Origin of the sequence: Bifidobacterium jacchi (assembly GCF_009078285.1) — a bacterium.
Taxonomy (GTDB): domain Bacteria; phylum Actinomycetota; class Actinomycetes; order Actinomycetales; family Bifidobacteriaceae; genus Bifidobacterium; species Bifidobacterium jacchi.
On the sequence record NZ_RQSP01000041.1, the window covers coordinates 1 to 14422 of the forward strand.

8 protein-coding genes are annotated in these 14422 nt (G+C 57.7%); 3 read left to right on the forward strand and 5 right to left on the reverse strand.

Annotation, left to right across the window (positions count from 1 at the left end; genetic code table 11):
- Positions 1-222: 222 nt before the first annotated feature.
- Positions 223-825 (forward strand): hypothetical protein, encoded by a 603-nt coding sequence (locus EHS19_RS08930; RefSeq protein WP_151917410.1) that lies wholly within the window; start codon positions 223-225, stop codon positions 823-825.
- A gap of 79 nt (positions 826-904) precedes the next feature.
- Here EHS19_RS08930 and EHS19_RS08935 read toward each other — a convergent pair whose 3' ends face one another.
- From EHS19_RS08935 to EHS19_RS08955, 5 genes are all read right to left on the reverse strand, one after another.
- Entirely contained in the window at positions 905-5083 is a 4179-nt protein-coding gene (locus tag EHS19_RS08935) for a glycosyltransferase family 2 protein (RefSeq protein WP_151917411.1), read from the reverse strand.
- An 85-nt stretch (positions 5084-5168) separates the two neighbouring features.
- Positions 5169-6425 carry an ABC transporter ATP-binding protein gene (locus EHS19_RS08940; RefSeq protein ID WP_206666344.1) on the reverse strand — a complete coding sequence of 419 codons (1257 nt, stop codon included), beginning with the start codon at positions 6423-6425 and terminating at the stop codon, positions 5169-5171.
- A 2-nt stretch (positions 6426-6427) separates the two neighbouring features.
- Positions 6428-7255 carry an ABC transporter permease gene (locus EHS19_RS08945; protein WP_151917412.1) on the reverse strand — a complete coding sequence of 276 codons (828 nt, stop codon included), beginning with the start codon at positions 7253-7255 and terminating at the stop codon, positions 6428-6430.
- A gap of 96 nt (positions 7256-7351) precedes the next feature.
- Complete coding sequence (rfbA, locus tag EHS19_RS08950) at positions 7352-8257, reverse strand: glucose-1-phosphate thymidylyltransferase RfbA (RefSeq protein ID WP_151917413.1); 906 nt, start codon at positions 8255-8257, stop codon at positions 7352-7354.
- A 140-nt stretch (positions 8258-8397) separates the two neighbouring features.
- Positions 8398-9642, reverse strand: a complete 1245-nt coding sequence (locus EHS19_RS08955; RefSeq protein WP_151917414.1) for a nucleotide sugar dehydrogenase — start codon at positions 9640-9642, stop codon at positions 8398-8400.
- Between the two features lie 291 nt (positions 9643-9933).
- Between EHS19_RS08955 and EHS19_RS08960 the strand changes: the two genes are divergently transcribed.
- Both EHS19_RS08960 and EHS19_RS08965 read left to right on the forward strand, forming a co-directional pair.
- Positions 9934-11913 (forward strand): sugar transferase, encoded by a 1980-nt coding sequence (locus EHS19_RS08960; protein ID WP_241677182.1) that lies wholly within the window; start codon positions 9934-9936, stop codon positions 11911-11913.
- A gap of 269 nt (positions 11914-12182) precedes the next feature.
- The gene (locus tag EHS19_RS08965) at positions 12183-14084 is read left to right on the forward strand and encodes a DUF4012 domain-containing protein (protein WP_151917415.1); all 1902 of its coding nucleotides are present in this window, start codon (positions 12183-12185) and stop codon (positions 14082-14084) included.
- The last annotated feature ends 338 nt before the right edge of the window (positions 14085-14422 follow it).

Sequence of the window (14422 nt, forward strand, 5' to 3'; positions counted from 1 at the left end):
GCCGCGCACATCTGCGACCTCGTCGCGTACTCCACGCCCTCGAACAACCACCTGCCCACCTGTTCCTCCCGTCGGTCGGTCAGGTGTTGCAACGATCACTGGAACCCGCCGCGTTGGAAACGAAGGTGGAAGCGGGGTTCCCCATCGGTCCTCGCCATTGATGCCACTGATCAATGGCGATCCATCCATGAGAATCCCCCTAACGAAAAGAAAGAAGGAACCATGAACGGAACAATGCTCAAAGCCGTTCGGAAAGTGGCGGGGCTATGTCTCGCGGCCGCAGCGGCGGTCACACTCACGGCCATGCCAGCCATCACTCCACAGGAGGCACAGGCAAGCGCCGCCCCTTGTTTCGGTGGTCCAAGTTTTAAAGATCTCGTTGCGATGTACCGCTTGTATAACCGCAATTCCGGCGAGCACTTCTACACCAGCAACAAGGCGGAGCGAGACATGCTCCGCAAAGCCGGGTGGAAATACGAAGGCATAGGATGGAACGCCCCCTCTAAGAGTACCCCTAAAGGTTATGCCATCATCGAACCTGTTTACCGTCTTTATAATCGCAACGCCGGCGATCACCACTACACGATGAACTCCGCCGAACGCGATATGCTCGTCGCCAAGGGATGGAAATACGAAGGCATAGGATGGTACTCATCAAATAGAAGCTGCATGTGGCCACTCTATCGTCAATACAATCGGCGTGCTCGGCGCGGCTCCCACAACTACACGCTAAACAAGGCCGAAAACGACATGCTCGTCGCGAAGGGATGGAAATACGAAGGCATAGCTTGGTACGGATTGTATCCTCAACCAAGCGTAGAGTGACCGCTAAGATTTATAGAGTTATAGAGGGGATGCGACTCACACCATGTGAGTCGCATCCCCTCTTTTCCATTCCGCTCTACTACCTCTCCCTCACCCAGAAATTCCCGGATGAACGAGACAGGTTCGGATTGTAGTAAGGATCATTATCGACGATCTTGCCGTACCGGTGCCGGAATCGAACCGATTCCCGCTCCAGCCGAGCCTTCTTCGCACGGCTCTTCACATCGTAGCCACGCGTAACCGATTCATAATGGTACAGTTCGGCCTCACATGCCCACACATTGTCTCGCCCAAGCTCATCATGGACGCGAATGCACAGGTCCACATCGTTGTAGGCCACGGCAAGAGACTCATCGAATCCTCCAACCGCCTTGAAATCGACTGCCTTGATCATGCAACATGCTGCAGTAACCGCATAGTAATTCACGTTCTCGATAAGACGACCGAAATACCCTAGATACGACCGCGGGAACCCGACCTGAATATGACCGGCGGCACCACCAAGACCAAGCACGATACCGGCGTGCTGGATCGTCTCCGTGGGGTAGTACAACTTCGCTCCGACCACGCCCGCACGGCTCAATTGGGCGAATGAAACCATACGCGTCATCCAGTCAGGCGCAATCACCTCAGTGTCATCGTTGAGGAACAGCAGGTATGTGCCTTTGGCCGATCTGGCGGCGATGTTATTGATCGTCGAGAAATTGAACGGAATGTCGATCTCCTCGACACGGAATCGAGAGCCAAGCTTGCGACGATATCGATCATACAGATCCTGCATGTGAGGATTGGTACTGCCATTGTCGGCGATGATGATCTCGTAATTGGGATAGGTGGTCTTGCCGATCACCGAATCGACGCAGCGTTCGATATTGTCGTATCCGTTCTTGGTGGGAATGATGACCGACACCAATGCGGGATCGGCAATCGCATAATGCACATGATAGATGCCCGCGACCACGGAACCGGTCGTAGGATCACCGGATATCACGGGGGTTGTGGCAGGAACCACTTCAGCGTTGACGCCGCGGCGCTCAACCGCCGAACGCAAGGCGCGAAGCCCAGCATCGGAAGCGTAGTTCTTCGCGCCGCTGCCTGACGCGGTGGACGTGGCCAACGTACGCCAGTGGTACAGCACCTTGGCGATATGCCTTACACGTGACGGCGTGCTGTGTTCCATGAACCGCAACACCAGATCATAGTCCTGCGATCCCTCGTAACCGGGTCGGAATCCGCCGATCTGATCGACGATGGACTTGCGATACACCCCCAGATGACTGATGTAATTCGTGCTCAGCAGCAGATCGGGAGCATAGTCCGGCTTGAAGTGAGGATCGGAACGATTACCCTCCTCGTCGATCTTGTCCTCGTCACTATAGATGAGATCTGTTTGGGGGTGATCATTAAGCTCGCGCACCACTTCGAACAGAGCGTGCGCAGGCAGCTCGTCATCATCGTCCATCAGAGCGACAAACTCGCCGGACGCAATCTCCAATGCGGAATTCGTGGCTCTGGAGATATGGCCATTCTGTTCGCGGAATGTCACCTTGATGCGAGGATCGCGCTTGGCATACTCTTCCAGTAACGGACGCACATGCGGTTCGGTTGAATGATCGTCCGCCATGCACAGCTCCCAGTTGTCGTAATACTGGTTTTCAATGGATTCGATGCATCGCTCCAGCCATTTCGGCTCGACGTTATACACCGGCATCACAATCGAAATAAGCGGCCTATAAGCGAAGCCGCAGGCCTTCAGCTTCGTCTTTGCCGCATCATACCGCTCGGTGGTGGCGATGAGTCGCTGGTACGCCTTCATCTGCCGGCGGGGAGCTAGATACTTGTCGTCCAGCCGATGCATCGTGGTGCGGGGATGACGCAATAGCGCAATCTTACGTCCGAATTCCATAAGACGACGTTTGACTTCAGAACGTTCCACATGGACTTGTACGATCCGCTGATCGGTGGATGTGGTCAGAATGAGCGGAATATCGTTGGTGCGCAGGGAGCGTTTCCCACTAGGTACCGAAAGCGTCAGTGTGAATCCAAGAATCGAATCCGCAGGAACCGGCAATGTCAGATTGACATCCGCCCGAAAAGCGCGTGAGCATGATTCCAGTCGAACGCCGGCGCAATCGCCCAACTGAATATCAACGTTCTCGTTTGCATGCAGGTCCGCCACCCAGCCGTCGACACGCAGACCGCTCTCATGGTCACGCCATTCAACCAGATCGATGGAGTAAACGATGCCTTCCTGCTTATGCGTCTCGTCATCAGGAAAACACGCAGAGGAGAAGCCATCCGAAAGTCCCGAATGCTGTTTGAGATACGCGTTGATTGCATTTAGCTCAATGGTGACCGGCCTTTTCTTGAGATCGACGAACAGAGCGTACGGCTGCCACAGGGTCTGCCTGCCATGCAACTCACGTTCACGCACGCACAGGTCGATGCCGCGAATGCCCGCAGGCTGGCTGGTATTGAAGCCTTTGAGCGACAAAAAGTCCTCTCGCGAGATCATCAGACATTCCTCGGTAACACCGAACATCTCGCGCTGCAGCAGATCGCGGAAATAGTAGCCGATACCGTCATCCCATTCACCGCGCATCTCGAACGGCCGACCGCTTTTCAAAGCGCGTAACGTCACTCCGACGTCAACCACGCGCTGACGGGAGTCGAACACCTTGCCGCCAACGATGCCGACACCGGGATTGCGCATATAATTGACCATCTGCGACAGCCAACTCGTGTTTTTGGGCATCAGCCCATCGAGAAACATGACGTAATCGAACCCGTTATCGATGCCGTCGCCGCTCTGCCTATCGGCTGAAGCAACGAGGCGATACGCGTCATCCAAAGAAGCGGCTTTTACGAACTTCACTGAAGGATAGCGGGTCAAGCTCCTCAGTTTCTCAAGCTGGCCATCCGAGTATCCGCTTGCGATCACGATGACGGGCGGACGCCTGTCGTCTGGCCAATACCAATCGATCTTGTATGTACCGAGGTTGTCGAGCATACGTACCGAACCGCGCAAGCCGCGTCGCTCCAAAGCGGCTTCCAGCGCCTTACGTCCCGCTTCATAGGCATACATCTTGCTACGCGGATCACCGGCGACAGAACTGGCGAGAGTCCGCCAGTGATACAGCATCTGCGGAATATGCCGCACTTCGCTGGCCTGTTCGGTGGCGCGCAGCACGAAATCATAATCCTGACTGCCATCGTATTCAGAGCGGAGAGTTCCCACCTTATCAAGCAGATCACGCGACACGACAACGAAATGCGTGATGTAGTTGTGTCCCAGCAAGAGATTCGGCGAGAAACCGGGCTTGAAAAAGGGATCAAATCGCTGCCCCGATTCGGTGATCTTATCCTCGTCTGTGTAGATGAAATCGGTCTGCGGATGCTCGTTGAGCGTTCGGACGACCTCAAACAGCGCCTGAGGAGCGAGTTCGTCATCATTGTCTGCAAATCCGATATAGTCGCCGGTGGCAAGTTCAATGGCTGAGTTGGTAGCTTTGGAGATACGACCATTCTCAGTGCGAAAAACCACTTTGATACGGCTGTCGGAAGCTGCGAGTTCCTCCAGCAACGGACGAATGTGCGGAGCCGACGAGTGATCATCAGCCAGACAGAGCTCCCAATTCGGGTACCATTGCGTCTGAACCGATGCAACGAATGCGCGTAGCCACTGCTCATCCACATTGTAAACTGGGGTAACAATGGAGATGAGAGGCATCCTAGAGAACGTGCTTTGAACGGATTCCGCCTGTTCGCAGGTCATGGTCTCATGTCGTTCAATCCAACGATCATAAAACGTCTGCTGCTTGGTGATTTTCCCCTTGACGGCTTTCAGCAATGTCCTCATTCCAGCCGGTGACCATGCGTGAGCGCTTAGGTGCGCAAGATGTCCCAGTCGCATTCGCCATCGCTGCACACGCAACATGTTAAAGGCCTTGCGGATATTGACAGCTTTCCTCACTGTATCGCCCGGACTGCTGAGCATGATCCGCGCAACCGATTCTCCCGCGGGAATGCTGATTTGGAATCCCGCGCTCACACCGTCGTTGAGAGAATACACCGTGGAAATATCTGCACGTCCTACACGACTCACTTTGCCAGGGCTATCCAGCTCGACCTGCATCGTATCATGACGGATCTTATCCACAGCCCACCCCTTGAGGACAACACCGCCGTCCTTGTTCATGGGCAATGTAATCTCTTCGATCTCCGCCCGATAGTTCTGATTCTCCATCAATTTCAGCATATACAGTCCATTCCCCCCTACGTATGACGTGAGCAGTTGCCGAGAGTCGATAACAAGCTAGCGGCTCGCAGTCGTCTGCGAACCGCTAATCTGCCGCTCGCCGCTGGGTATCCGACACGAGGGATGCATCGACTTCAACCGTTCCCCTTGGAACTGTCACCGGCATGGCGGCGGTAGCATATCCTCTCATATGGAACTGATAGCAGGCAGGCTTAATGAGATACCTCTTCGTTCCGTCATCGAACACCGCATCAATGTGGTAGTCGCCGAAAGCAAGAGAATTCTCCACATGGAAGCGAAGTACGTGTTCACCAGCGTCGAGGACGCGAACGGACCCATCTTTGTCTGGCAGCGAAAACACTAACCACCCGCGACCGTCAACTACATCGATGCGAATCGCCTGATTGGACGCGGGTGCCGAAGTCCTGACCGTCAGCTCGATGTCAAAGTCTTCGTATTTGTCCAGATATTTCTGTTCCTCCCCGTTGACGAGGACGCGCACACCGTTGATTGCGATGTCTCTGGTCTTTTTCGTATCGGTCACATGCTCAGACGGCTTGGTGCCTAAGAACGAGTTGGAATAGGCATCGGCAATGCTGTCGGGATCGCCAATCTGATCGACCACGCCATCACGAATGAACATGGCACGATCGCAGTATCGACGAACGTCTCCCATCGAATGCGTCACAAGAATAATGGTCTTCTTGCTGCGCTTGGCCTCAAAGAAATAGTCCTGACATTTCTTCTGGAATGCCTCGTCACCCACGGCAAGCACCTCGTCAAGCACAAGGATGTCTCCCTGCGACTTGATCGCCACAGAGAAGGCAAGTCTCACCTGCATGCCGCTGGAGTAGTTCTTCAGCTTCTGCTCCATGAAGTCACCGAGCTCTGCGAAGTCGACGATATCGTCGTACATGTTGTCGATTTCCTCATTAGAGAATCCGAGCATAGCCCCATTGAGATACACATTTTCACGCCCCGTCAGCTCCGGGTTGAAGCCCACGCCGAGTTCGATAAACGGCACAAGCTTGCCGTTGACTTGCACTTGCCCCGAGTCAATGCCGTAGATCTGTGAAATGATCTTCAGCAACGTGGATTTGCCGGACCCGTTTTTCCCGACAATGCCAAAGAATTCCCCTTCTTTGACATCGAAGGAGATGTCGTTCAGCACATGTTGGATACGATAGCCGCGAACGCCGCGAATCCAATTGAAAATCGTGTTCTTGAGACTACCTGCACGTTCTGTCGGCAATCGGAAGGTCTTGGAGACATGTTCGACTTTTAGCGCAATCGGCCGATTGTCTTTCATGGATTCCTTGGGGTCGTCCTGCACGTTCGTCATCGTCACACCAACTCCGCGAAATACTTGGATTTAACAGTAAAGTATCGCAGCCCTCCGATGAAGAGCAGCACACTGAAGATCACCGGCCACATCTTAAGAAACGGATTATCAACCATCTGCCAGATCGTGGGATTCTCCGGAGCGATCATAACATGCCGTGCATCCTGCACAATCTGAGCCATCGGATTAAGGATGAAATCCAGTCGTGCAAACAATGGGCCCAGCTCACCGGCCCTTGCCGTAATCATGGAAATCGGGTAGATAATCGGCGTCGCATAGAAACCAGCCTGCATAACAACTTCCCAGATGGGATTCAGGTCTCGCAGATTGACGTACACGGCGCTTAAAAAGAACGCGACACCCAGAGCCAGAATATAGAGCTGGATCATGATCGGTATGATGAGCAACCAACTCCACGTAATGCGCACTCCGTTAAGCAGCGTAAAGGCGACCACCACGATGAAGTTGAAACCGAAGTTGATCAGAGCGCTCATCGAGGAGGCGACGACCACTACATGCTTGGAAAAATGGATTTTCCGCAGCAGATCGCCATGCCCGACAATAGACATCATGCCACCGGTCGTGGTTTCGTTAAAAAAGTTCCACAAGATGATGCCCAACAGAAGGCCGACAGAGAAATGCGGTACGTCCGCTCCGAACCTAAGGAAACGGATAAACACCACGTACATGATGGCGAACAGCATGAGCGGCTTCAGCACCGACCATACGTAGCCGAGCACCGACTGCTGGTAGCGCAGTTTGAAATCCGTGCTTACCATTGCCTTGAGCAATAGCCTGTTCTTCCGGGTGAAGATCTCCGTGATATTCAATGGCATCTCCTCATGCATCGCAGACGGAAGAATTGTACCAGACGGACTTCATAAGCGGCTCAAGCATCGCCTCCACACGGTGCGCATGTGCGCTGATCAGCTTTCGGCGAGGTCGTCGCGGGTCTTGACGATGATACGGTTTTCGGCGACGTCCTTGAGGTGCTTGCCGTAGGGGGATTTGCCATATTTGATGGCGGCCTCCATGAGCTCGTCGCGCGTGATCCAGCCGTTTTCGTAGGCGATCTCCTCGGCGACCGCAATCGGCAGTCCCTGCGCGCGCTCAACGGTGCGAACGAATTCGCCGGCCTCGTATAGGCTGTCCATCGTGCCGGTGTCGAGCCACGCATACCCGCGGCCGAGTGTGGTGACGTTGAGCGAACCGTCCTCCAGATACATTTTGTTAAGATCGGTGATCTCCAGTTCGCCGCGCGCCGACGGCTTGACCTGCTTGGCGAATTCGGTGACGCGCTCATCGTAGAAGTACAATCCGGTGACCGCGTAGTTGCTGGCCGGGTGCGCCGGCTTTTCGACGATGGACACGGCCTTGTTGTTCTTGTCGAATTCGACCACGCCGTAGCGCTCCGGATCGTCCACATAGTATCCGAAAACGGTTGCGCCATGCTGGATGGCAGCGGCTTTGCGCAGTGTGCGTCCAAGCCCGTTGCCATAGAAGATGTTGTCGCCGAGCACGAGCGCACAGGGATGGCCGTCAACGAATTCCTCACCGAGAATGAACGCCTGCGCAAGCCCGTCCGGGCTGGGCTGCACCTTGTAGCTGAAATGCACGCCGTACTGTTCGCCGTCGCCGAGGAGCCGCTCGAAGTTGGGCAGATCGTGCGGCGTGGAGATGATGAGGATATCGCGGATGCCAGCCATCATCAGCACGCTCAGCGGATAGTAGATCATCGGCTTGTCGTACACAGGCAGCAACTGCTTGGACGTGACCGTGGTCAGGGGATAGAGTCTGGTGCCCGACCCACCCGCGAGAATGATGCCTTTCATGCTTATCGTTCCTTTCGGTGTTATCCAGCGGTGTTCTTTAATCTTCGTCTGCAACGCGACAGGCAGCACCCCTACAATGCTCCTACAATCGTAACCCGATACTTCTTTCGCGGAGTTTCGCAGAGCTCAGCGCAGCCGGCCTAGTCGCGCTTGAAGAGGTCGCGGGTGAAGACCTTGGGGGCGACGTCGTTGAGGTCGGCGTTCCAGCGGTTGGCGACGATCACGTCGGCCTGCTGCTTGAACGCGGCCAGATCGTGCGTGACGGGGCTGCCGAAGAAGTCCGGCTTGTCGAGCGTGGGCTCGTAGACCACCACGTCGATGCCCTTGCCCTTGATCCGCTTCATCACGCCCTGGATGCTGCTCTGACGGAAGTTGTCGGAACCGGACTTCATCGTGAGTCGATAAATGCCGACCACCGGATGGTCCAGACCGGCAACGCGTTCCTCGATCTCCTGCGCGATGAAGTCCTTGCGCGTGCGGTTCGACTCGACGATCGCGCTGATGAGGTTCTGCGGCACATCCGCGTAGTTCGCGAGCAGCTGCTTGGAATCCTTCGGCAGGCAGTAGCCGCCGTATCCGAAGCTCGGATTGTTGTAATGCGATCCGATGCGCGGGTCCAGGCACACGCCGCGAATGATCTGCTGCGCATCAAGCCCGCGGCTCTCCGCATACGTGTCAAGCTCGTTGAAATACGCGACGCGCAGCGCCAGATACGTGTTGGCGAACAGCTTGATCGCCTCCGCCTCCGTCAGGCCGCACACCAGTTCGGGAATGCCGAGACTGCCATCGCGGTTCTTGCGCACCAGTTCGGCCGGGTCGGCGCCATGCGCCAACAGCTGTACGAATCCCTGCGCAGCCTCGACCGCTTCGGCATCATCCATCGGAGCGCCCACCACGATGCGCGACGGATGCAGATTGTCGTACAGGGCACGCCCTTCGCGCAGAAACTCCGGGCTGAACAGAATCCGCTCGTCGCCGCGCTGCGCACGCAACTGCGCCGTATAGCCCACCGGAATAGTGGACTTGATAACAACCCACGCGGTCTTGTTCACCGCGCGAATCGCGTCGATCGCAGCCTCGACGCTGGACGTGTCGAAATAGTTCTTCTTCGGATCGTAGTTCGTCGGCGTCGCCACCACGGCATAATCCGCATCCGCGTAAGCCTCGCGCGGGTCCAGCGTGGCATGGAAGTCCAGCGGATGGCTGCCGTTGCGATTGCCGTCCAGAAACTCGGTGATCTCACGATCCACGATCGGGCTGACCCCGCGATTGAGCTTCTCCACCTTCTCGGGGATGATGTCGAGCGCGTGCACCTCATTATGCTGCGACAGCAGCAGCGACACCGACAACCCCACGTAACCCGTTCCGGCGACAGCGATCTTCATATCCGTTCCTTTGCAACATCGGATAGTGCAACAGTTTGGTTCAGTAGTATAGCGCCGGGGGTGCCTTCACAAGAAACCCGCGGGCCGCCCGCATCGGACCACCCAACGCGGACCGTCCAACGCGGACCACCCAACGCGGACCACCCAACGCGGACCACCCAATCCCGACCGCCCACCACCGAACATCCACCGCCAAAACAACCACCGGCGGAAACAACCACCGGGCATAGTATAGTTGAAATGTTGAGCATCCAGAGGAAGAACAGGATATCGTAAGGAGCCGGGATGACGGTGGCTGAGCCGACTATCAGAATGAGCAGCAGACCGGGCGACACAGACACCGCAGCGCAATCGCAGACCGCATCGCAGATGCAATCACAGGCGGCATCACCAACGGCAGCCACCGTCAGCGCCAACGATATGCGCACCATGCAGCTGCCCATCAGCCGAACCGGAAACCCCCGGCAGACAGGCGGCAGAACCAGAATGACCGCCACAAATAATGCCAACACCAGCGCGACCATCCCCATCAACGCATCCATCCGCAACGCAGCCGCCCCCACCGCAGCCATCCCCTCCATTCCCCAGGCGACGTTCTTCGACGGCTCGTATGCATCCATCGAAACAGCTGCATCAATGAACAGCGGCAAATCCGGCAAATCCGGCAAATCCAGCCAACCCGGCAGCGGCGCGTCCTCCAGCGCAGCCTCCAGCAGCGCCCCCGGTCAGCGCAACCGCGGCGGTGCGAGCGGCGGCACCCGCACGACCTACCGTCGTCGCCCGACCTGGCTGCCGGTGATTCCGAAATGGCGCTATGTCTACAACGCGACGCTTGTCGTGCTCGACGCGCTGATGATGATCGTCTCCTGCTCGTTCATTTTCCTGATTCGGCCCGATATTCTCAGCACCGTCCAAGCCCAGCTCCCCGGCGGCGCCGCTGCCACCGTGTCAGTCTTCAGCCTGACGTGGCTGGTCTCGCTCGCCATCATCAGAAGCTACCATCGGCACACCATGGGCGAAGGCTACGACCTGTATGCGAAAATCCTCACCGCCGCCTTCATCAACTTCATCGCACTGTGCTTCATCGCATACTTCTTCGCGGTGCCCTACCCGCGTTGGCTGGTCGGCCTCGCCTCGATCTTCTCCGTATTGCTCACGTTGGTGGAACGTTGGCTGATGCGGCGCGCGCTGCATCGCAACCGCCGCCACGGCGAATACAACTACCCGACCGTGATCGTCGGCTCACCGGAGGGCATCCACGACACCATCGACCGTCTCAGCACCGTCGTCGGACTGTCGGTCGGATACGCGCCGATCGCCGTATGCCCGATCGCGCAGGCCACCATCGAGGACGATCCGAACGCGCCGCAGCATCTCATCGCCGTGCCGTTCACGCCGCGCAACGAGCGCGAATCGAAGCTGCGCGTGCTCGCGCTCAACTCGCGACTCGCCCAGACCGCCAAGCAGATCGGCGCGCAGACCGTACTGATCGCCGATGTGCTCACCCGCGATTCCGAAACGATGCGCACGCTCTCGCTCGCGGTGGAATCCGCCAACATGGAGCTCGCGCTCACCACCTCGGTGGCCGACCTCGGCGGCAGCCAGCTGGTATTGCGGACCAACATGGCGCTGCCGGTGCTGTCCGCGAGCCTGCCGCAATATTCGTGGCCGACGCGCCTGCTCAAGCGCGCGATCGATATCGCCGGCGCTCTGATCGCGCTGATCCCCGGTTCGATCATCATGGCGATCGTCGCCGTCGCGATCAAGATGGAGGACGGCGGTCCGGTCTTCTACAAGCAGGAGCGCATCGGCATCTACGGCAATCCATTCTATTGTCTGAAACTGCGTTCGATGCGAGTGAATGCCGACAAGCTCGATGCCCAGGTCGCCGCACAGGCCGGCGTGGATCTCGGCACCACGTTCAAGGTGAAGAACGATCCGCGCATCACGCGCGTCGGGCGTTTCATCCGCAAAACCTCGATCGACGAAATCCCGCAGTTCATCAACGTGCTGAAAGGCGATATGTCGCTCGTGGGGCCGCGTCCGCAGCGACAGTACGAGGTGGATCAATACTCCACGCTCTACTCCACCCGACTGCTTGTGCGCCCCGGCATCACCGGACCGTGGCAGATCTCCGGGCGCAATGACCTCAGTCCCAAGGACGCGGAGTTCCTCGATGTCAATTATGTGGAAAACTGGTCGTTAATGACCGACATCGCCATTCTCATCAAGACCGTTGGTGTAGTCTTGCGCGGAGACGGCGCGTACTAGGGCCGCGTACTACGACCGCGTGCTACGACAAGGCACGCAAACAGCGCCTAGTGGTCCGTCTCGCAAATAATCAAAGGGGCCAGCTTCTGTCTCTCCCCCAGTCAGCTTCGCTGACAGCCCCCTCATCAGAGGGGGCCACAGCACTCGGTGATTTGCGAGACGGACCGCTAGAGCACCGAGCAGCACGAGGCAGCATACGGCGGCATCCGGCAGCATACGACAGCATACGACGACACTGCGTTGGGAACCATGATAAGGACGGTGTACATATGGGCGCACGGCATAACGGACGTCACGAAGAGCGGCATGCGGCAGCGCACGGCGCTCGGCGCGCGTCGAATCGCGCGGCCGCCCGCGTTTCGGACAGCCGCATCCGCCAGCGGGGAGCCGCCCACGCCGCCGTGCTGCCGCGCAAACGGCACACCGCGCGCAATATCATACTGACCGTGTTCATTCTGCTGCTCGCCGCGGCTGCAGCGGCTGGATATGCCGGATTCAGGCTCTACCAGTCCGCGATGAGCGCCAAGACCCATCTCAACAACGTGGTCGCCACCGCCAAATCGCTCAGCAGCGGCGACACCACCGAGGCACTGTCAAAGATCGGCACCTCGGTCGACACCATTCAGCGGGAGGCGGCGGCGGCAAAAAGCGACACCACCGGATTCCTGTGGGATTGGGCCGAGAAAGTGCCCGTCTACGGCAATGACGTCAAGACCGTGCGTTCCGCGATCGACACGCTGAACGACTTCTCACAGACCACGCTCCCCCAGCTCAAGACCGCATCCGATACGCTGCTCAACGCCAAGCTCTCCGACGGCAAGGGCGGATTGAACACCGAGCCGATCATCACGGCGGCCAAGCAGCTCACCGCCGCGAACAACAGCCTCAAAGCCCAGGTCAAGGAGTTCAACGCGCTGCCGAACGCAAAGATCGGCATGATCCAGTCCGCGCTCGGCAAGGGCAAGACCCAGCTGGCGAAGGTCTCCGACAAGGTGGACGAGCTGACCGGCATGGTCAACATGATGCCCGGATTCCTTGGCGCGAACGGCTCGCGCAACTATGTGATTCTGGCCCAGACGAACTCGGAGATCCGCAGCTCGGGCGGTCTGATCGGTTCGGTCGGCTCCTTCAAGGCCGATCAGGGCAAGATCACCATGGGCGAGTTCCATTCCAATCTGGAGTTCCACGGCAGCGCGACCGACCAGATCGGAGAGAACGAGGCGTCGCTGTACAACGGCCTCTACTTCGGCACCGTAATCCACAACATCTCCACCAGCCCCGATTTCCCGCAGGTGGCGCGCATGGCCAGCGAATTCTGGAAGCAGCAGTCGTTCGGCGGCGACAGTGACGGCGTGCTCAGCCTCGATCCGGTGGCATTGCAGGCGATGATCGGCGCGACCGGACCGGTCACCCTCTCCGACGGGCGCGTGCTCGACGGCACCAACACCGCCGACTTCCTGCTCAACGGTGCCTACATCGAGCTGTCCGTCGACGAGCAGAACACCTATTTCGCGGAAACCGCCGCACAGGTCGTGGCGAACATGTTCAAGGACATGAACTCCAAGAAGCTCATGACACTCGCCAAAGCCATGATGAGCATGGCCGAGCAGCGCCATTTCTACTTCTGGTCGTTCCATGACGACGATCTGCCGGCGTTGCGCGACGCGAACATGACCGGCGAGATCACCGACGACAAGGCTCAGCCGGTGACCGGCCTGTATCTCAATGAGATGCAGGCGTCGAAGATGGACTACTACATCCAGCGCCAGAGCGTGGTGAAGAAGGTCGCGGCAAACGCGGACGGCACGACCACATGGCATGTGACCACCACGTTCACCAACACGCTGAAGGCCGCGGACGCGCCGAGCCTGCCCGAATACATCATCGCCAACACGCAGAACGGCACCGCGATGAACCTCGTGACCATCTTTGCGCCGACGGGCGGCAGCGTGTCGAATGTGAGCGCCTCCACCGAGGGCGTCCCCACCGGGACTGCATTCGCGCAAACCAGCGTCTATCAGCATGATGTCATGTACGGCACGCTGAGTTTTGCGCCCGAAAGCACCGTGACGCTGGAGTGGGATGTGACGACCGCCGCGGGCAGCGGGTCGCTGAAGCTGGATCAGACGCCAACCGCCAACACGAAGAACAGCGTGACGTATAAGAACTAGAAGGACTAGTGGTCTGTTTCGCCAATAATTCCAATAATTGAGGTGCCCAGCTTCTGTCTCTCCCCCAGTCAGCTTCGCTGACAGCCCCCTCATCAGAGGGGGCCAGAGGGGGGCAGCACCATTCAGCCAATTACGAGACAGACCACTAGCGATTGGCGCGCCAGCGAAGTGCACCAAACACCTGTTCAAGGCGTGTCGCTCGTGAAGGCATGTCGCTCGTGAAGCGTATCGCTCGTGAGATGTGCGCCGCGAGGACGGAATGACAATGATCTGATCGTTCGCGTCAATCGTTCGCGTCACTCGTTCGCGCCGCATGTTTGCCACCACGCGTTTGCCGC

Coding starts and splice junctions, on each gene's coding strand:
- EHS19_RS08930 (WP_151917410.1), top strand. CDS start 223: ATGAACGGAACAATGCTCAAAGCCGTTCGGAAAGTGGCGGGGCTATGT.
- EHS19_RS08935 (WP_151917411.1), bottom strand. CDS start 5,083: ATGCTGAAATTGATGGAGAATCAGAACTATCGGGCGGAGATCGAAGAG.
- EHS19_RS08940 (WP_206666344.1), bottom strand. CDS start 6,425: ATGACGAACGTGCAGGACGACCCCAAGGAATCCATGAAAGACAATCGG.
- rfbA (WP_151917413.1), bottom strand. CDS start 8,257: ATGAAAGGCATCATTCTCGCGGGTGGGTCGGGCACCAGACTCTATCCC.
- EHS19_RS08955 (WP_151917414.1), bottom strand. CDS start 9,642: ATGAAGATCGCTGTCGCCGGAACGGGTTACGTGGGGTTGTCGGTGTCG.
- EHS19_RS08965 (WP_151917415.1), top strand. CDS start 12,183: ATGGGCGCACGGCATAACGGACGTCACGAAGAGCGGCATGCGGCAGCG.